The 19,944-nt window shown below is 39.8% G+C and carries 19 protein-coding genes; 7 read left to right on the top strand and 12 right to left on the bottom strand.

Translation table 11 applies throughout. From position 1 onward, the window contains the following. Positions 1-139: 139 nt before the first annotated feature. Both C6H66_RS19315 and C6H66_RS19310 read right to left on the bottom strand, forming a co-directional pair. Positions 140-1,174, bottom strand: a complete 1,035-nt coding sequence (locus C6H66_RS19315; RefSeq protein ID WP_105396433.1) for a peptidase domain-containing ABC transporter — start codon at positions 1,172-1,174, stop codon at positions 140-142. A 70-nt stretch (positions 1,175-1,244) separates the two neighbouring features. Continuing rightward, on the bottom strand, positions 1,245-2,234 hold the full coding sequence (locus tag C6H66_RS19310) for a cysteine peptidase family C39 domain-containing protein (RefSeq protein ID WP_105396432.1): 990 nt from the start codon (positions 2,232-2,234) through the stop codon (positions 1,245-1,247). Between the two features lie 84 nt (positions 2,235-2,318). Between C6H66_RS19310 and C6H66_RS27890 the strand changes: the two genes are divergently transcribed. Then, positions 2,319-2,726 (top strand): hypothetical protein, encoded by a 408-nt coding sequence (locus C6H66_RS27890; RefSeq protein ID WP_248000736.1) that lies wholly within the window; start codon positions 2,319-2,321, stop codon positions 2,724-2,726. Positions 2,727-3,063: 337 nt separating this feature from the next. Here C6H66_RS27890 and C6H66_RS19300 read toward each other — a convergent pair whose 3' ends face one another. The 5 genes from C6H66_RS19300 to C6H66_RS26105 all read right to left on the bottom strand — a co-directional run bounded on the left by C6H66_RS19300 (position 3,064) and on the right by C6H66_RS26105 (position 6,265). Next, positions 3,064-3,456: a biotin/lipoyl-binding protein gene (locus C6H66_RS19300; RefSeq protein WP_105396430.1), complete on the bottom strand. Its 393-nt coding sequence runs from the start codon at positions 3,454-3,456 to the stop codon at positions 3,064-3,066. Positions 3,457-3,459: 3 nt separating this feature from the next. Continuing rightward, entirely contained in the window at positions 3,460-4,329 is an 870-nt protein-coding gene (locus C6H66_RS19295; protein WP_046396551.1) for a pepsin/retropepsin-like aspartic protease family protein, read from the bottom strand. Between the two features lie 3 nt (positions 4,330-4,332). After that, a complete protein-coding gene (xyeB, locus tag C6H66_RS19290) occupies positions 4,333-5,496 on the bottom strand; it encodes a cyclophane-forming radical SAM/SPASM peptide maturase XyeB (protein WP_105396429.1) in 1,164 nt (387 codons plus the stop codon). A gap of 231 nt (positions 5,497-5,727) precedes the next feature. Further along, positions 5,728-5,874: a hypothetical protein gene (locus tag C6H66_RS26110; RefSeq protein WP_160297022.1), complete on the bottom strand. Its 147-nt coding sequence runs from the start codon at positions 5,872-5,874 to the stop codon at positions 5,728-5,730. 214 nt (positions 5,875-6,088) lie between these two features. Next, positions 6,089-6,265: a hypothetical protein gene (locus C6H66_RS26105; protein ID WP_160297023.1), complete on the bottom strand. Its 177-nt coding sequence runs from the start codon at positions 6,263-6,265 to the stop codon at positions 6,089-6,091. A 134-nt stretch (positions 6,266-6,399) separates the two neighbouring features. Here C6H66_RS26105 and C6H66_RS26100 point away from each other — a divergent pair, with 134 nt between their 5' ends. Further along, the gene (locus C6H66_RS26100; RefSeq protein ID WP_160297024.1) at positions 6,400-6,573 is read left to right on the top strand and encodes a hypothetical protein; all 174 of its coding nucleotides are present in this window, start codon (positions 6,400-6,402) and stop codon (positions 6,571-6,573) included. 2 nt (positions 6,574-6,575) lie between these two features. Here the strand turns inward: C6H66_RS26100 and mnmC are convergent, their stop codons facing one another. Continuing rightward, positions 6,576-8,654 (bottom strand): bifunctional tRNA (5-methylaminomethyl-2-thiouridine)(34)-methyltransferase MnmC2/FAD-dependent 5-carboxymethylaminomethyl-2-thiouridine(34) oxidoreductase MnmC1, encoded by a 2,079-nt coding sequence (gene mnmC / locus C6H66_RS19280; RefSeq protein ID WP_105396428.1) that lies wholly within the window; start codon positions 8,652-8,654, stop codon positions 6,576-6,578. A gap of 1,610 nt (positions 8,655-10,264) precedes the next feature. Here mnmC and fabB point away from each other — a divergent pair. Continuing rightward, positions 10,265-11,479: a beta-ketoacyl-ACP synthase I gene (fabB, locus tag C6H66_RS19265; protein WP_105396426.1), complete on the top strand. Its 1,215-nt coding sequence runs from the start codon at positions 10,265-10,267 to the stop codon at positions 11,477-11,479. Between the two features lie 404 nt (positions 11,480-11,883). On the opposite strand, the gene C6H66_RS19260 is transcribed toward fabB, so the two are convergent. From C6H66_RS19260 to C6H66_RS19250, 3 genes are read right to left on the bottom strand one after another with little or no spacing between them, the layout of a single operon-like run. Further along, positions 11,884-13,404, bottom strand: coding sequence for a tripartite tricarboxylate transporter permease (locus C6H66_RS19260; RefSeq protein ID WP_046396057.1), 1,521 nt, complete (start codon positions 13,402-13,404; stop codon positions 11,884-11,886). Positions 13,405-13,414: 10 nt separating this feature from the next. Then, positions 13,415-13,846, bottom strand: a complete 432-nt coding sequence (locus C6H66_RS19255; RefSeq protein WP_036778752.1) for a tripartite tricarboxylate transporter TctB family protein — start codon at positions 13,844-13,846, stop codon at positions 13,415-13,417. A gap of 13 nt (positions 13,847-13,859) precedes the next feature. Further along, a complete protein-coding gene (locus C6H66_RS19250) occupies positions 13,860-14,840 on the bottom strand; it encodes a Bug family tripartite tricarboxylate transporter substrate binding protein (protein WP_105396425.1) in 981 nt (326 codons plus the stop codon). Positions 14,841-15,215: 375 nt separating this feature from the next. Between C6H66_RS19250 and C6H66_RS19245 the strand changes: the two genes are divergently transcribed. From C6H66_RS19245 to C6H66_RS19235, 3 genes are all read left to right on the top strand, one after another. Then, positions 15,216-15,872 (top strand): DUF7424 family protein, encoded by a 657-nt coding sequence (locus C6H66_RS19245; protein WP_105396424.1) that lies wholly within the window; start codon positions 15,216-15,218, stop codon positions 15,870-15,872. A 197-nt stretch (positions 15,873-16,069) separates the two neighbouring features. Further along, positions 16,070-16,747 (top strand): transcriptional regulator TctD, encoded by a 678-nt coding sequence (tctD, locus tag C6H66_RS19240; RefSeq protein ID WP_046396059.1) that lies wholly within the window; start codon positions 16,070-16,072, stop codon positions 16,745-16,747. Continuing rightward, on the top strand, positions 16,734-18,155 hold the full coding sequence (locus tag C6H66_RS19235; protein ID WP_105396423.1) for a sensor histidine kinase: 1,422 nt from the start codon (positions 16,734-16,736) through the stop codon (positions 18,153-18,155). The genes tctD and C6H66_RS19235 overlap by 14 nt, the downstream gene beginning before the upstream one ends. Here the strand turns inward: C6H66_RS19235 and C6H66_RS19230 are convergent. After that, the gene (locus C6H66_RS19230; protein ID WP_046396061.1) at positions 18,136-19,050 is read right to left on the bottom strand and encodes a DMT family transporter; all 915 of its coding nucleotides are present in this window, start codon (positions 19,048-19,050) and stop codon (positions 18,136-18,138) included. The two genes, C6H66_RS19235 and C6H66_RS19230, sit on opposite strands and share 20 nt — an antisense overlap. Positions 19,051-19,152: 102 nt before the next feature. On the opposite strand from C6H66_RS19230, the gene C6H66_RS19225 reads away from it, so the two are divergent. After that, positions 19,153-19,926 carry a helix-turn-helix domain-containing protein gene (locus tag C6H66_RS19225; RefSeq protein ID WP_046396062.1) on the top strand — a complete coding sequence of 258 codons (774 nt, stop codon included), beginning with the start codon at positions 19,153-19,155 and terminating at the stop codon, positions 19,924-19,926. Positions 19,927-19,944 lie beyond the last annotated feature (18 nt).

The following is a 19,944-nucleotide window of genomic DNA, read 5'->3' as shown; positions in this document are numbered from 1 at the left end:
GTAGATACCTATGCCTTTTAGGCGAAGGCTGACATTGCCCTAAATTTTGATAAAACTACTGTATTCTCCCGCTGGTAAATTACCCCCTTTAAGGGGTAATTTACCAGCGGGGAAAGAAAGCGGGCTGACTGCTGTACTATTATTTTAATTCACTATAGCTATTTTTATTAACCCACGATTTTAAATCTAAATTATATATTCGATCTGCTGATTTAATCATTTCAGGGCGATGTGCAATAAAAACACGTGTAATAGAGAGAGTATTTATTGCTTTCGTTATTTTTTTCTCGTTATTAATGTCTAAATTGCTAGTTGCTTCATCAAGTAGCAATATAGAAGGACGCCGATATAATGCTCTAGCTATAGCTACTCTTTGCCTTTGGCCTCCAGAAAGAGTACTGCCTATATCACCAATTTTAGTCTCATATCCTAAAGGTAATTTCATTATTTCATCATCAATTGCGGCATAAGATGCGCATTCCTCCATTCTTTCGTGGTTAGGAGCTTCGGAGAAGCTAGTGATATTTTTCTCTATTGTCCCTGACAGTAACTTATCATCCTGCATTACAAAAGAAATCTTCTGCCGAAGAGATTTTTTATCCATTGATGATATATTTTTCCCGTTTATAAGTATTTCACCATTAGTCGGTTCATAAAGACCAGCTAAAACATTCAACAAAGTTGACTTTCCACATCCAGATGCACCAACAATAGCTACACTTTCGCCAGGTAATATTTCAAGGTTAATTCCATCAAAAATATACGGTTGATTTTGCGAGTAACGGTAGGCTAGATTTTTAATGATGATAGAACCACTTATATTACTTCCAAATTTTTCTCCACCTTCAGATTCAGTAGGAGAAACAGCTACATCAGTTAAACGATGGCAATACATGGAAATGAGGAAGAACTCAGAAAGAGCATCCGATAGCTTAATTACTCTTGAAACAATCATATCACCATATAACATTACCCCAAAAAGTGCACCTGTTGATAATCCAGAGTCGAAATAGATTGCGCCAGTGGTTAATATAAAAACCCCTGATAACCCTTGAAGAAGAATTCCTAGTGTATTGGTAAATAAGTCCATTTTGAATGTTCTATTTGCTGAGCGAGTGGAATTAACAACATAATTAACCCACTCCCGACGGCGTAACACATCGAGATTCAACATTTTTATTGCTGTTATTGCACGGATAGACTCAATAAAATGTGATTGTTGAATGGATTCATGGATAATTGTTTCATTTTTTAATGTCTTGAATTTTTTGAATAAACCAATCCTTATCGCTGCGTAAAATAATGAAAAAAAAAACAGGAGGGATTGCTAAAATTGGAGAGTAGTTAATGATAACAACTATAGATATAAATACAACAATAGCGTCTAGAGCTGATGATATCATATTTGAATCAAAGGATTCCTGGATTGCACAAAGAGCTTGAAATCTTGATGAAATATCACCAATATGTCTTTTTATAAAAAAAGGGAGCTTAAGACTAACGACTCTATTGAAAAACATTTCCGCCCACTTAACCCCTAACGAATATCTAAGATTCATTAGTGTTATAGCTCTAATCACTGAAAAAAATGATTTAGCTAGCAATGCCGAGATAACAACAATCGATAAAGAATATATACCTTGAATATCATTTGAACGAATTAATGTATCGATGGTAAATTGCGTCGCTGCTGGAACTGAGATAGATAGGAGTTCAATGATAATGGAAATGGCGAGCACGCTAGAAAGGATTTTCCCTAATCCACTTATACCTTTGAATAAGTCTTTCACATTGACGTTAATTTCCAGAGGTTCTTTATTAAACGTTTCTATAGGCCATGCTTCCAATATAACTCCGGTAAATTTATCTGAAAGTTCCCTAAGAGATATAAAACGTTGACCTATAGCTGGATCGTGAATTACGGCACCCTTACGATTGACTCTAATCAAAACAACATAATGATTAAAAGACCAGTGAAGGATGACAGGTCGTGTTATAGTATGTAAATCCTCTATTTCAACACGAGAGGCACGGGAAGTCATCCCTACTTGTTCAAATGCATTGACGAGATTACGAAGCGTCATTCCATCCATAGTGACTTCATGAATCGAACGGGCTGCTGCCAGATCGATTCGTTTCCCAAAATACCCTGCGAGCATAACCAAACAGGCTAACCCACATTCGCTAATTTCGGATTGTAAAATTACCGGTATTTTTTTTCGCCTAAAAAACATATCTATCCCTCAGATCCGACTCTTATAATACTTCGTTTGATTGGAGAGAAAATCCATTCCCAAAGCGGTCGCCGGGTGGTTAAAATGTCGGCTTCAACTTCTACTCCTGTTGGTAATTTTCGTCCGTTTGCATCAGGGATAACTACAACTCGAAAACGTCTGTTTTTACCCGATAGGGAATCAGGACTGCTACTAATTGATGTAATTTTTCCGGGTACTTTACCGAACCACTCCCAAGGTAAAGAGGCAACACGCATCATAACTGTTTGCCCCACTTTTACATCAGGTAAAGCATTAGGCGGTATTAATATTTCAACGAAAGGTTTAGCTCCGCTAGGAACAATTACAGCTGCAATTCCTCCGGTGTTAACCCGCTCTCCTTCAAATATTTTCATTGAAGATATAATACCCTCTATTGGTGCTATGATTCGCGATTCAACTATCGCAGAAGAATTAATTACTTGCTGTTCTAATCTCATTATTTCTTGTTGAATAGATATAATCTCCTCTTTCTCTATGGTTTGTGAACGTGCAAGTTCGTCAACTAATTGAAGTTCTTCACCTATTGTGCGCTCTATGTTAATATTAAGTGTATTTATCTGAGAAATGGAGTTATGGTAATCGTTTTCTCTTTCTATTTTTTCAGACTCTACGGCTATCCCTTGATTACGTAAATCTTGATAGAAAACTAACCTTTTTTTTTAGGTTTTCATTCCTTTTTATTTCAGAGGAAAGAGCTTTTTTAATTGCCGATAGTTCCTGTTTCTTTATACTAATTCTATCCATCAAACGTAATCTTTCATTATCATATTCTTTTCCTTTTTCTTCCTTACGTTTTTTTTAGTGATTTTATCTGTTTTTCTGCATTTTCTTGTAATGTTATATTAACGCCCCCGCCTTCGTACACCACATCATGATATACCGTCGCAATCAGCTCCCCTTTTTTAACAAAATCTCCTTGTTGTACTTTTATCTTTGAAATAACTCCATCTTGATTAAAAACAGATTCAGCAGCAGCCGGAAAGTATAAAACTTGTCCAATGGCAGGGACTCTCTGAGAATAATTGGTTAATAAAATTACAATTGTAATAACCAGAACTCCCATCGAGATCCATAGTGCTACTGGAAGTATTGAAGGAACTGAAATGGAAAAATCCCCTAACCACGAATTTTCTTTATAGCTGAGGGCTTCTTCACGAAAAATTGATTCTTTCTCGCTCATTTCTTATCTACTTAAATAAAGTTTTTCATTAGGCATATCTAAAATAACCTTATGGCCTCGTAAAAAATCCATTCCTAATAATCCATCAAAATCGATATCTTTTGGCATATTCTGATTGATGACTATAGATATAATACTTTTTTTATCTCGTTTGGAATCATTTAAATCAACGGAAACAGTATTACAATCTAGATTTGACGCTGTTTTATCGATCAACTTGCAGCTTCTGAATTTAGTACCATCTGGAATGCGATTATAAAATATAATTGAATGTGTTGCAGCAGTATCAAGAATAATATTTAACGGAATTTTGTTTATTTCCGCACGTAAAGAAATTCCTGATGGCGTTAAATTAAAGTGATAAGAATACCATGAAGTTATGTCATAATGTTGATTTGTAAGAATCTGCAATTTATTATCTTTAAAATCTAAGAGTACCATTTGTTCTTTGAAAGCACCTAGTCCGATTACTTCGGACTCAGGATCTTTTCTTGTATCACCTAGTGATAGCCCCCACGGGATAAGGTTAACTAACTCTATGTTCTTAAATAGAATGTTTGAAATTAATAATTCTGAAATCATCCATCTTGAAACAGTAAAAGTCCTTCCAGATAGATCACCTAGTTTTATATTGGCTTGTTTTTTCATTGATTTTAAATCAGATTCAGAAAGTAATTTTTCTATTTCATAACTATATAAATGCAATCCTTTGCTACTTCCTGTATCCAACATTAACGTATGATAACGGTTTGAGATTGTTGCATCAACAATTGGAAGCCCATTATCATCATATCGGATATTTAATATCGGTAATTTCTCATATGCATAAGAGAATGATGAAAAAAACAAAACAACAAAAATAGCCTTTATCATTAGTTAACACCCCAGGTTTTTAGCAATGAAATCTTCATTTATGCCAGATGAAATTAAATGTGATGCGATTCTGCTTAATATTTTTTTAACGGATGGGCAGAATACAGTACGTCTATTAAAACCATCCTTTTTAGAATATCTTTGGATATGATTCCCTCCTCCGCAAATGTTTTTCCAAACGCATTCATTACACTCCTCAGGTAAATCATTACCAATTTCAAAGTATTTTTGCATCTGCCACGATGAAATTACGTTATTTAGACTTAATTCATTGACGTTTCCAATTGCCGTAAATATATCATCGTTAGATGACCGTAAAATATCATCTACATGAATATTGCCTTCAGATCCCATTGTAAAAGCGACAATATCATTATTCATTTTTCCCATTCCTGCAACATGGAATATTCCTGGATTTAACATCCCTTGAATGGTTGCATAGAAATATCTTACAATGATTTTTTTATCTGCATCAGAAAAAAATTCATCCACGGCTGAGCAAAAGAAATCAGATATACCATAAGGATTTTTGCAATTATCATGACTTTCATCAGGGATAAGAAAATCAAAACTCTTGCAATTTAAAACATCTACAAAATGGCGATAAACTTCTGCTCCATTGGAGTTTGGGTTAGCTACGCATAAAACACCTGGAGCGCTGGGTAATTTTCCATCCTTCCATGCCGACTGTAGCTTAAAAAGCCCAGAAACAGTTGCATCATAAGTACCTTTTCCTTTATTATCAATACGATTCTTATCGTTAATGTGTTTTGGGCCATCAATGGATACGCTGACACTGATATTATATTTTGAAAAAATATCTATCCATTCATCGTCAATTAACGTTGCATTAGTTTGGCATGCAATTGAAAATTTAGCACCTTTGTAATCCCCTGACATTAATTCTTCACACATACGTGAAAATCTTTCTCTATTTAACATTAGTGGTTCACCGCCATGTAAATCCACCTGAATGCTTTCTATATTATACTCAGTTAAAGAACGCTCTAAAAAACGTTTTAGATTTGAAACGGTTTTAAGAGAAATTACAGGTTTGGAATTGATCGCAAGGTCATTACCCATATTAAAAACATAACAATATGTGCAATTTATATTGCACCTTTCACTAACCTTTGCAATTATTTCCAAGTGTTTTATTTTTTTCATAAGATAACCGGATGTTTTAATCTAAATAAGAAACTGGATTATATAATCTATTTGTGAATATATTACGCAATACTACTAAAATCGAGCTATTTTGTTTAAGAAAATCATTTCTCAAAAAATCTTTTTGCGGATATCCTTGCTCTCTGTTCCACATAGTAGGAACAGAGGGCAAGGCTTCAAAAAACTTAATCAGCTTCACGTTTATCAGGAACTGACTGAAAGTTGCTTACTTTAGTGATTCTTAATCCATTTCAACCAACGATCGCCACCACCACAAACATTGTCGAGCAGTGATTGTGCCATTGCCTTCTGATCAGCACTCTTTTTTGTGGTTACAGTAGCTTTATTTTCTTTGATTTCTTTAGCTAACTTAGACATGTATTTGAATCCTTCTTTTCGCTGTATCGGAATTGATACCTTAATAAAGGTCACACGAAGAATAAACATTTGCAAATATTTTTTTACAAAAAAATACAAATTGAGCAATTTATAAGTAGTGAACGCCATCATTGCTGCGCAGATCTACAATACATGAGCGCAGTTTTTCCGATGTAAGCACCTTATTGTAGGGCATTCCTAATGGGATAATTTTTTAGAGCATCATATCAGAAATAGCTAAATCTAAGCAGTTCCCCTCGCAGGCAGAGTAATAGGTATCTACACAATTTTCGTCAAAAGTGGTATTAATATCCAGTATACATTCAACTTTTCTATCGCCGGGCTCGATGCCCGGCTCAACCGTCGATATCAATCTTTGGGTAAACAACATATGACTCCTGCCATTCCCCTTGCGCTGGTGATTTAAAGATATCACCAGTACCCAAGACCACCTTTGCTACCACTCAGGTCGTCTGGCATTTTCTTAACAATGACCGTATTTCATTTAGCCAGCTTAATCAGACGATGATTGAACTGGCCCGATATAGCATCATTCACAGTTTCCATGCTTATGCGTTGTTGGTTGTTCGTAATAGGTCTCGTTTACAGTTTGTCTCACATCCGCATAAAGCCCATTGGCTTCAGATGACGTATGCCCGGGATATCGGTTATGAACTGCAAACCCAGCCTGTTGGTTGATGTTACTTCCGGTCTGCCAATCGTCCGTTAGTGCAGTCACTGACGGACAAGGGGGACAATTTACGGCCTTTCAGTAGTTTTCTGATCCAAAAACGGTTTGGATGAAGAGCTGCCAATGTTTCATTATCCAGTGGTAATGGCTCATCAAAGATCTGCCCGGCAAGAATTTCTGCACTGAGTGGCGCAGAGCATAATCCACGAGAACCTAATGCCCCGATAACAAACAGATTGGAATAGCAGGGTGCATCTGTAATGAGGCTCCCTGTGCGGATTTTTTCTGGCAGATCTTGATAATTTGTCATTATTTTATTGAGGTCGGGCACATTTCCCACCATTGGCATATGGTCACGAATAACGCAGCGAATACTTTGACGGGATTGCTTCGCAGAAACATCAACCTGATTTATCCATTCGGCATTAGGTAAACATTTCAGTAATCGATCACGGTTTTCCTGTTGTTCCGTTTCAGAATATTCACAATCAAGCCGATGACGCTGATAACTGGCGCCGATACAGTGGTGCTGATTGGCTGGATTAGCGGGTGTCATATAACCATCGTAGCAAAGCACATTTTGCAATTGGCTCAGATCAGTTGTGGTTGTGATGTGACTGACCTGACCACGCACAGCAGTTACCGGCAGTTTCTCGGTTTGTTCAAATTGGGGGAGATGATGACCGTTGGCAATCACCACCGTTTTATGCTGTGCGTTTAATAGTTGTCCTTGATGCATGAGATGCAGTTGCCAGCCATGCTGGTTGTAATTGAGCGCGGTAACTTGATGATTGAAGCGACAGAGCATTCCTTGCTGTTGTGCCAATTCTGTTGCTGCTTTAGTGAGTTCAGCCGGGCATAGCCATCCGCCCTGTGGATAGTGAATGCCGTGGTGATGAATATCCAGCCCGCATTTTTCACTCAACTGGTGACAATTCATGCCGATGGCGAGTTCATTCGGCCACTCTGTCGCCAGCATTTTCTCAATTTTCTTACTACTTTTTTCATCATAGGCAAGCTGGCTGACGCCACACCATTGATGGTCGAAATCAACTCCCTGTGCTGATAACTGTTCATATTGGCGGCGAGCAAAGGTAAATGCGGAGGTAAAGAATTTTTCGAGTCCGTTATTACTACCGTTCAGTAGCGGGTAAAGTGCTCCCTGGCGATTACCAGACGCACCTTGTGCCGGGGCTGCATCCTGACAATAAAGCGTCACCTGTGCTCCACGACGCAATAGCGCAAGTGCGGTAAGAATACTGGCAATTCCTCCGCCGATAATCGCGATATCATCGGTGTGGCTTGCTGTCGGCCGGGCAAACCAAGGCGCTGGTAATGGCTGATACTTCTGAGTTGCCAGAACTCCAGTCAGCATTTCTCTTTTTCGACCGAATCCTTTGATTTTACTGACATTAAAACCAGCCTGTTGTAAACCACGCCGGACGATGCCGGCAGAAGTAAAGGTTGCGAAGGTGCCTTCTGGATGGGCAAATTGTGCCATTGCAGCAAACAACTGTTCACTCCACATTTGCGGGTTTTTGGCAGGAGCAAAGCCATCTAAAAACCAGGCATCTATTTTGCCGTGAAGAGTGGGATTCATTGTGGGCAACAGATCATTGACGTCACCGAACCATAAATCCAATGTGACAGCGCCATTTGCCATAATCAATCGGTGGCAGCCTGCTAGAGGTTGAGGCCATTGCTGGCAAAGTTGCTGTGAAAAAATTCCAAGTTCAGGCCAGCGTTGATGAGCGGCTTTTAAGTCATTGGTTTTCAGCGGATACTTCTCAAAACTGATGAAGTGTAGGCGTTTCAATAGCGCATCAGGATTTTGCTGTCGAAATGTATCAAATGATTGCCAGAGCGTCAGAAAATTTAATCCTGTCCCGAAGCCGGTTTCCGCGATTACACAATTAGAACGGGAATGAGTGCTGAATCGTTGGGGGAAGCAGTTACCATTAAGAAATACATAACGGGTTTCTTCCAGCCCATCCTGATTTGAGAAGTAAACGTCATCAAACTGTGTTGAAACCGGAGTACCTTGATCATTCCAACTGAGGGTTGCGGTACAGATAGCAGAATTTTTCACGGTAATGCCTGCAATATTACTGATAATAATGCGATTTTAGCGAGGTTGATGTTGATGTACCACCTGACAGAAGAAAAGAGTGAAAAAGTGCTGATTTGAACAGCAGCCAGCACCTGTATTTGGACAAGCACTGGACATTATTGGGCATTATATCAACAATCATTCTGTTTAGCTCTTCGCCAGGTACCCGGCGGCTAAACACAAAAGCCCTGCGGCAATGCCTTTAACCCAGCGACGGCGACGATCACTGAATGAGTCTTTTTGCCCCATATGTTGCCAATATGAGTTACTAATCTGTACCAGAACGAAATATTGACTTTGGCAAAGAGAATTTCTGAGGAGACATTTGCTTTGATATGGAATGTTTCTCTCTGGGGAAAACATTTCATATGTTCATTATTAAAGAGTAAATAATTTTACACACGATACCTTCTTATGAGTAAGTTCTCCTTATAATAAAACTGGAATGCCCAAGGAAATAATGCCCCGCCAGCGAAGCGGGGTTTGTATTTATAAATGAATGTGAAATTCACATAATTTTTTAAATTCTTTTGATTGCCTCTCTTTTAAATGTGATGAAATCGTATCAATCATTGATATCATTTTACGTTTGGCCGCTTCTTATTAGCTTGTTTTAAGCAATCTGAGTTTTGCATAGGTGTAGGTATGAATACATCTTTTGAATTGAATTCGGCAATCTCCTTAATATTACTTCTGTATATAGACTCTAATAATCTCTGATTCCTACTGGATATAATCATAATTAGCCCATAGAGTGTAATGAATGCGCCAATTAGGATATGATTTTGTTGTAAAGCAATTGGCTCCATATTGTTAAATTTGTTGCCATATTGTAATAAAGTGTTTATGTCCATATTAAAAGCCACTAAAATCCATATGATACCAACGCTCAGTAGAAGGTAACCAAGTCCTCTCATTATTAACCCCCATTAGGATTATTGGGTAAAGTTACTTAGGTCTTACAATGAACCGACCATTTGCATATGACGTAGCATAATTGCCATCATTTTTTGTATGAATAATGGCTTTATCGGTTGATAAAGTTGAAAACTTTCTGTTCTAAAACGTTTGTTGCTGTAAATTTGGTTATTTTACGTAATTCAGTCACTAATATAACATAGGGATTGATCCATTTCATGAAAATTTTATTCACCTTTATTATTCTCAGTTATTAAATTTATTTCTAATTAGCAATAAACTTAATAAAAATAACAAGTATATCAACTTATATATAAATATAAGCTTGCTAATCATTATTCGGATGCTTGATAAATTCATATATTGTATTGATATTATTATCCTTAGTCTAAATTTTTGATGGAAATTACAAGTATTTTATGATTTTATTGTTTACCAAAATAATTCCTATCTGAAATTTATTTTTGTCTATTAAAACCTAAATGCTTTTTACTGTATTCTATGAAAGTTAACGATTATTTTGACGTGAAAACGTATTGGGGTTTTTAGAAAGATGAATTTTTCTTCGTAATTTTATCCTGATCGGACTTGTTCAGCGTACAAGTGTACGCTAAAGTGCTACATAGCATAGATAGAAATCCCGCGGATAAACATATTTAATGAGGTATTTGATGAAGCGTGTAGTGATCACTGGCTTGGGCATTGTTTCCAGCATTGGTAATAATCAGAAAGAAGTACTGGCATCTCTGAAAGAAGGCCGCTCCGGGATAACTTTTTCTGATAAATTCAAAGAGATAGGAATGAGAAGCCATGTCTGGGGGAATGTAAAACTGGATACCGCCGGGTTAATAGACCGAAAAATTCAGCGTTTCATGAGCGATGCCTCTGTTTATGCTTATCTGGCGATGGATGAAGCAATTAAAGATTCTGGCCTGACTGATGATCAGGTTTCCAATATTCGTAGCGGATTGGTAGTGGGTTCTGGTGGTGGCTCTCCATATAACCAGGTTGCGAGTGCTGATGGTATGCGCGCTCGTGGTTTACGCGGTGTGGGGCCTTATATGGTAACCCGCGCAATGGCTTCCGGTGTGTCAGCTTGCCTTGCAACTCCTTTTAAAATCAAAGGGGTAAATTATTCTATCAGTTCTGCCTGTTCTACTTCTGCTCATTGCATTGGTCATGCGGCTGAACTTATTCAGTTAGGAAAACAGGATATTGTTTTTGCCGGTGGTGGTGAAGAGCTGTGCTGGGAAATGAGCTGTGAATTTGATGCAATGGGCGCACTTTCAACGAAATACAACGAAACGCCAGAAAAAGCATCCCGCACTTATGATAAAAACCGTGATGGTTTTGTTATTGCTGGCGGCGGCGGTATTGTTGTTGTGGAAGAATTAGAGCATGCCCTGGCACGTGGCGCACATATATACGCTGAAATTGTTGGTTATGGTGCAACATCGGATGGCGCAGATATGGTTGTTCCATCTGGCGAAGGTGCGGTTCGTTGTATGAATATGGCATTGCAAGGTGTGAAAGGTTCCATCGATTATGTGAATACGCACGGTACTTCTACTCCTGCGGGTGATTTGAAAGAGTTGGAAGCGATCAGGGAAGTCTTTGGTGATACAACACCGGCAATTTCTGCAACAAAAGCGATGACTGGTCATTCACTGGGCGCTGCCGGTGTACACGAAGCGATTTATAGCCTACTGATGTTAGAGCATGATTTTATTGCACCAAGTATTAACATTGAAGATCTTGATGATAAAGCGGCAGGCATGAATATCATCACTAAACCTACTGAGCAAAAGTTGAATACGGTGATGTCCAATAGTTTTGGTTTCGGTGGCACTAATGCTTCTTTGGTGATGAGCAAGTATTTAGGTTGATTCTCTCCATCACAGACTATTTAGGACTAAAAATGGTCATTATTTAATACATCTTAGGTGACTGCGTATAGCGGATCACCTTTGTGTATAGTCCCGTTTCTGCGTGTTGTTTGTATCTTGTTTATACCCGTCATCTTTCAAGTTGCCTCTTTGTTGGCTGCGCTCGCTCACCCCGGTCACATAGTTTGCTATGCTCCCGGGGATTCACTCCCTTGCCGTCGCGATGCACCTTGAAATCCATAAGGTATATTCGTTTATATAAAGTAAATTCAAACCTATTTTGCTTAGTGTTGATTTTGTCTGAAATATAATGTGAATACGGAAATATATTCTTGTTGTGATAGAAAAGCCCATAATATCTTTATGATAATTATGATTTTTTAATATTATGGGCTTTTTCTTAATTATGCTTTATTTTCAGTAGCTACTTGCTGAATACGGCGCTTACGGACAATTCGTAATATTGGTGGAATAACCAAAACCAGCGCTGCCAGTATTAATAAACTCTGAGCAATTGCACTACTCCACAGAATGCCAAACTCTCCGTTGCTAATAGAAAGTGCGCGACGTAAGTTTTGTTCCAGCATTTCTCCTAATACAAAACCGAGGATTAATGGCGACATCGGGAAATTCATTTTCCTCAGAATATACCCGAAAACGCCCAATCCTACCATCAATAGAAGATCAAACGTCGTGCTATGTATGGCATATACACCAACCGCTGAAACAGTAGCAATAGCTGGAACAAGAAACCAGAGTGGAATAGTGAGCATCCGTGTAAACAGACCTATCATTGGGATATTCATAATCAGCAGAATAACATTGGCAATTAATAAAGCCGCAATTAACCCCCAGACAATATCCGGTTGTTCAGTAAACATTCCCGGCCCAGGCGTAATGTTATAGAGCGTTAATGCCCCCATCATGACGGCAGTGGTACCTGAACCTGGCACTCCTAATGTTAGCATTGGAATAAAGGAGCCGCAGGCCGAGGCATTATTAGCTGCTTCTGGCGCTGCTACGCCGCGAATATCACCTTTACCAAATGAGTCGCTATTTCCACTGAGCTTCTTCTCGGTCATATAGGTAATTGCGCTGGCAATTGTCGCTCCTGCGCCAGGCAAAATACCGACAAAGAAACCGATAAAGGATGATCTAAGCGTTGGTATGGCGCATTCAGCCGCTTCCTTGCGATTGAACAGCAGGCGGCCTGTTTTGCGAATAATGGTTTTGCCGGTTGAGGTGTTCTCTAACATCAGCAGAATTTCGCTGACAGAAAACAGACCTATTACCACAACAATAAACTGTATACCATCTGATAGATGAACACTGTCGAAAGTAAAACGATAAACCCCGGTGTTGGCGTCTACTCCGACAGTTGCCAGACTCAATCCTATTAATGCTGCTAATAGTGATTTCAGCGGATTCTGGCTCATCATGCTACCCAGACAAGCAATAGCAAAAACCATAAGTGCAAAATATTCAGCAGGGCCGAAAGCTAGTGACCACTGCGCCAGTAATGGAGCAAATAAAATAATGCCGAAAATTGCCAGCAAAGAACCACAGAAAGAACTCACTGCGGAAATAGACAGCGCCACACCCGCACGGCCCTGTTTGGCCATCGGATAACCGTCTAGTGCGGTCATAATGGCAGCGGCGTCACCAGGAACATTCAGCAGAATCGATGATATACGCCCACCATACTCACAACCGATATAAACGGTTGCCAATAAAATCAGGGCAGATTCAGCAGGCAGTTTTAAAGCGAAAGCCAGCGGCAGCAGAATCGCGACACCATTAATCGGCCCAAGCCCCGGCAACAACCCAACAATCGTGCCGACAAAACAGCCAATTAAAGCAATAATCAGGTTTTGCGGCACCATTGCAACTTCAAAACCTTGGCTAAGATACATCCACGTTTCCATAAGTTCTCCGTCAGTTGAGCCAGCTACCGAGAGGCAGGGTTACGTCAAGTAAGCGGTCAAAGGCGAAATAGAGCGTGACGCCAAGGAACACCCCGGAAATGATTGCGGCAGGCAATGTTGCGTTAAACAACAGTGCGACACTGAATGTCAGCAGCGCTGTAGCGAGAGGGAACCCCAGCCACTCAAATGCCCAGCCATAGATAACCAAAGAGATAATCAACAACATTAGGCGACGGATAACGGGGGCGCTAGGCCAATTGCTCTGTTCTGGTTTTTTGAAAAGCAGTAGTAAGGCACAGAGCGCCATCAGAGACAGAATGATCATTGGGAAAGGTCTAGGTCCCAAAGGTTCATAAGTGTATTCGCTCTGAATGCCCCAACCAATAACCATCCCAATGGCACAGAGCACTAGCCAGATAGCAGCAAAGATACGATCGCTCATAATGATGACTCTGTTATTTGGCTAAGCCAAAAGCTCTGGCTTGTTCACGATATTGTTCAACCTGTTTTTTCACATAGTTGTCCAACTCTTTGCCGGTCATGTTGAATTCGAACAATCCACGGATATCACGTTGTTTTTTAAAAGCATCTGTTTGTTGTAGTTTATTAAAAGTATCAACCCACCATTGGTACTCTTCGTCAGAAACTTTTGGGCCCATGTAAAATCCGCGAATAATCGGCCATACCAGGTCATAGCTTTGCTCTTTGGCCGTAGGAATATTAGCTAAATCGCCATCTAGTCGTTTATCTGCATAAACAGCTAAGACCCGGATTTTGTCTCCATTCAGGTAAGGGACCATCTCGCTTAGATCACCAGAAACCGCCTGAATATGATTACCCAGCAGAGCAGTAACAGGTTCACCACCCCCTTCAAAGGCGACATAACGCATCTTGTGAGGATCAATGCCGACTTCTTTTGCCAGCAGTGCAGTTTTCATCCAGTCCTGACTACCAATGGAGGCTCCGGCGCCAAATACAATGTTATTAGGATTATCCTTGAAAGCATTCATCAGATCGTTCAGGGTACGGTAAGGTGAATCGGCACGGACAGCGATCATTCCATAATCAGTACCAACACTTGCCAGCCAGCGCACATCATTAACGTTATAACGACCAAATTTTCCCTGAGATAAATTGAGCAGAGAGCCGCCGGAGAAGGCGACAATGGTTCCCGCTTCAGCAGGTCGTTGTGCGACGATAGCATTGTAAGCGACAGCGCCAACACCACCGGGCATAAAGGTGACGCGCATAGGTTTGCTGATCTCGTTCGTATCCAGTAATGAAACTTGGATCAGTTTGCAGGTCAGGTCAAATCCGCCACCCGGTTTTGCAGGGGCAATGCATTCGGTCCTGCCAGGCGCACTGGCGGCAAAAACACTGCTTGTGCCAAATAGTAAAGCGGTTGCCGCTAATATCTTGATCGTTATAGCTTTCATTTGTTTACTCTCATCAATACCCGTGTAAGATATACCACTACAACCAAACTTGGTTGACCCAATTAGTAATAACAAAACCTTTCATTTACCTTTCATTAACAAGAAAAGTTGTTGATATGTGATTTTAATCTCTTAAATTTGCGTAGTGTTTCGCATTAATGAGCTAACAAATAGCTACAGGCTTTCTTTTTTGTTTTGGTTTGTTGTAAGTTTCTCGTAGTTTTGAGGTTGTACTGTTTTGTTTGCGAGAATTTTACATTCGGCTAAGAGGGGATCATGTAAACGGTAATTCTTTATTTGTGCAATCTGTTAAATTAAACGGAGAATTTATTGAATATAATCAGGCTTTATCTTGCGGAAATCTGAATTGAGGAAATGATGAAAAAATTGATTCTTTGTAGTGTTATGGCTAGTGCTATGGCTCTTGCTTTGACAGGATGTAAAACAGAACTCGACACCTCGGTATCCGTTAACCAGCTATTATCTGAACAGGTTAAAATGGTAACATCTGACTTGTTGGTTGAAGTCAGTGCATGTGGTGATTATAAAGATTCCAGACAGCCATCAAAATCTCTGTTAGAGGCTCAGGAAAAAGTACCGGCTATTTTTGCCGGCGTGGAATATGTGGAATGTTTTAGAAAAAATATGGATTCACTTGCTCACTTTAAAGTTCCCATCAGTGTAGGGAATTCAAGTGTGGCTGGTTCTACTCAGGGTATTCACCTTTACGGTAATGGCGCAGATATCTTAGCGATAAGCATACCAAAAGAGATGAAGAAGAAAATTAACCAGCTAAATAATTCAATAGCATCAAAAATCAAAATCTCAATTAATATTAAGAATGACACAGATAAGATTTTAAAAATGAAGGGTTTATCTGTGTTTCTTAATGATAAGGAGCCGATTGTGATATCGAATTTTAGTTTAAAAGTAGGCAGTGAAATAAAACTCACTTTGTCTAATGTCTCTGTGGCGTCTGCATTGGATGAACGTTTTGATTTTACCCCTGTGCTTATGGCAATATCTGAGTAAATGGAAGCGGTAATAGAAATCTATTACTTGATTCGGTATGACAGAATATCCTGTTATTGATAGCGCGATATTTTGGCGCTCAAATGGAGTTGAGTCAGTGTCTGACTATTTTTCAGAAAAATAGGTGTGGCGATATAAACTGAAAATATAGTTATGCTTGTAATTATATTTATATTGGTCGGTTAGATATTTAAAATATGCGCTTACTTTTGGTGGAAGACCACCCTGAATTATTGCACTGGCTGCAAAAAGCCCTGAGTAGTGCAGGGTTTGCTGTAGATGTTGCGAATGATGGCATCATCGCTGATCAATTATTGCAGACAGAAAACTATGCGTTGTTGATTTTAGATGTTTCTTTGCCGAGGCTGGATGGCCTTTCATTATTGGTTCGTTTGCGTAAACGTGGACAAAATTTGCCGGTATTATTATTAACGGCAAAGGCTGATGTTTCTGAGCGAGTGAAAGGGCTTAATTCTGGTGCTGATGATTATCTGACGAAACCTTTTGATTTACAGGAATTGGAGGCACGTATCCGGGCATTACTTCGGCGTAGTGCAAATGTGCTACAGGAGACGTTGACATTCGGCTCCCTTGTTTATCAGGATGATGGTTACTTTATTCTGAACGATGAGCCATTGGCTTTGACGCCACGGGAACTTTCGGTTTTGACAACATTGTTCCATCGTCGAGGGAGACCTGTTTCTAAACAACAGCTGTTTGAACAAGTATTTGCACTGTTAGATGAAGCAAACCCACAAAGTATTGAACTTTATGTACACCGGATTCGGAAAAAATTGTCAGGCAGTAATGTGGGAATAAGTACATTACGGGGATTAGGTTATCGTCTGGAGTGCCAGAAAGATGAGATGGTTTAAAGTACCGAACTCATTGTTTCACCAATTACTCTTGTTTTTTGGCGTTCCGCTATTTTTGTTGGGTTGTTTATCGGTTTGCACCCATTATTGTAGCGCAGAGAATGCGGCTACGTTGGCTTATGACCGGACCTTATTGGCATCTGCTCGAACTGTCGCAGAACGGCTGGCTGTTCAGAATAATCAATTGATTGTCGATGTACCTTATGTAGTTTTGGATAGTTTTGAGCGAAATATGAATGATAGATTGTTCTATCAAGTATTATCTCCTGAAGGGAAAACCATTTCTGGTTATGATGATTTGCCTTTAATACCTAAAGATACGCTTCGCTCCAATTTATACACCGCTTTGGTTTATTTCTATGATGCTGAATATCACGGCCATCCTATTAGGGTTGCCGCCCTTTATCAGCCGATTAATGAAGGAGGGATGATGGGAATGGCGTTGATACTGGTTGCCGAAACAGTGGCTTCCCGCCATTATCTTGCGCAACAATTATTAATATCATCCTTGATGAGTCAAGGAACAGTGGTTGGGTTGACTCTGATTCTGGCTTACTTTCTGTTGAAACAGTTACTTAAACCATTGCATAAACTTTCTGGCGTCATGGTCCGTCGTCCCGCTAATGATCTCACTCCATTACCGGATATGTTGCCTTGGTCAGAACTTTCCCCGTTATTGTATGCATTTAATCGTTATATAGAGCGACTGAAACTGATGGTGAACCGACAGGAGAGGTTCAGCGCGGATGCTTCTCATCAACTCAGAACACCATTAACGGTATTAAAAACTCAAGTAGCGGTAGCGCTTGCCAGCGAAGATCCCATGCAATGGAAAGAAAGCTTACAGGCCATTGATAGTACATTGGATAACACTATCTCTCTGACGGATCGTTTATTACAACTCTCTCGTTTGAAAGCGCATGAAAAGGAAGCTGTTCGGGATTATAGGCCGGTCAATTTAGTTGAATTGTTGCAACAGGCGTGTTTTTCTCGTTTGCAACAGGCTGAAAGTAAGCATATTGATTTGGGTTATGAAGGAGAAAATGCTCAATGGATTAAGGGGGAACCTGTATTACTGACAGAAATGTGTGCGAACTTATTGGACAATGCGATTAAATATACGCCGGAAGGTGGCATTGTTACGGCTAGAGTGATTCTCAGCTCTTGTAAGGCATACTGTTATTTGGAAGTGGATGACAGTGGGCCGGGGATTGCTAAAGAAGAAGTTAATTTGTCTTTGATGGCTTTTAATCGTCTTGATAATGCTGCGGGGCATGAAGGGGCAGGGCTTGGATTAGCCCTGGTCAAAGACATCAGTATTTATCATGGCGCTCATCTCCAATTATTGCCCAGTGAAATACTGGGCGGTTTATTGGTCAGAATTCCTTTTAGGCTTTCTGATGATTAATTTCCTGAGATTTTTCTGTCTTACGTCCAATAAGAGGAGTACGTAGTTGCTGTGCCAGCATAACGCCCAATAACGTTATACCGCCGCCAATCAAATGGTAATTGTGCATCTCTTCATGTAGAACCAGAATAGCGATAATTGCGGTAAATACCGGGGCTAGATTCATAAATATGGAAGCAGTATTAGCGCCAAGCTTTATAACACCTTGTATCCATAAGTAGGGAGCGAGAATTGAGGCCGGAATGCCAGCGAATAGGACTAACGAAATATTGTTGGTGTTTAGTTGAACATCTTTTGTTAACAAAAAATTGGGCAGTAATAACAGGACGCCAAAAGCGATTTGTACATACAGGGATTGCCAGTTGGGTAATGGAATAGACCAACGTTTGGTTAATACGCCATAGAGTGCATAGGAGATGGAAGCAATCAACATCATCAATTCTCCGTGACCTAAACCGTGTTGTAGTAATGACATAGGATCACCGGCGCTAACCAACCAGATTAAACCAAACAGGGATAAAACAGTACCGAGAGCAATACCGACAGTGGGGATAACACGTAAAACAAATATACTGATAACGACAGTTAAAAGAGGAATAAGTGAATTAAGAATTCCCATAAATGTTGCGCTGACGCTGTGTGCCGCGTAATAAGCCAGGCTTTGATAAAGCACCATACCAAGTGAGCTAAGTATTAAAAGTTTCCACCAGTGTTGGCAGATTGTTTTCCATTGGCGAATGACAGGTAATACAACAAAGGGGGTTAATGTGAGAAAAGCAAGGAACCAGCGGTAAAAAGAGATTGCCGCAGGATCAATAACGGTGGCAGAGGCTTTACTCACCACAGCATTAATTGACCAAATCAAGACTGCCAGAAGTGGAAAAATCATATTCATATAAGTGAATCGCATTGAGATAAAAATGAAGGTTCAGTCTAAAGGTGTCTGGTTTATTATATATAACGATAATCAGACAATAGATAAGGCAATTAAGACAATATGACAGAAAAGCTGAATGAACCTGTAGATGTCATGGCTATTCCTGCGAGTATCTCTTTTCGTAACGAATTATTCAGTGCGAATACAGAATGTTTACGTCATGTCCATTCATTTGGGCAGCTTATTTATGTCGTTTGTGGCGTAATGGCAATGAATGTTGGGGAACAACATTTTTTGGCTCCACCACAATTTTGTGTCTGGATACCGGAAGGAATAGAACATTCGGGTTATAGCAAAAAGGCCATGCGATTTAGGGCAATAGATATCTCTCCTCAGTGGGGAAAATTATTACCAGAGCAACCTTGTATTATCCGGCTGAGTCCAATATTCAATATCATTATGGCTGATTGTTTTGAACGTGGCTTGACGGTGCCGGAAACAGAGCAGGATTTGCGGTTAGCTCAGGTGCTGATTGATCAATTGGTCCAATCTCCTGTGCAATATACCTATCTGCCTTCATCTAAAGATAAACTTTTGGCGCCGATATTACAGGAACTTGAACATAATCCGGCTGATAATAGATCATTAGCACAATGGGCAAAACGGTGTTATACCTCGGAACGTACGTTGTCACGGCGTTGCCAACAAGAATTGGGAATGTCATTTCGTGAGTGGCGGCAACGGTTACGGTTTTTGCATGCTATTTCTTTACTGGAACAAGGGAAAACAGTGAATGAAGTCGCTTTTGATGTGGGTTATAGCTCATCTTCTGCTTTTATCGCGGTGTTTCAGCAGTTGGCGGGTACGACACCGGACCGTTTCAGGAAAAGTTAATAATAAAAGAAACCGTTA

The organism is Photorhabdus hindustanensis (assembly GCF_002968995.1).
GTDB lineage: Bacteria > Pseudomonadota > Gammaproteobacteria > Enterobacterales > Enterobacteriaceae > Photorhabdus > Photorhabdus akhurstii.
Note: the sequence above shows the minus strand (reverse complement) of the source record. Positions and strands in the feature narration are given on the sequence as shown.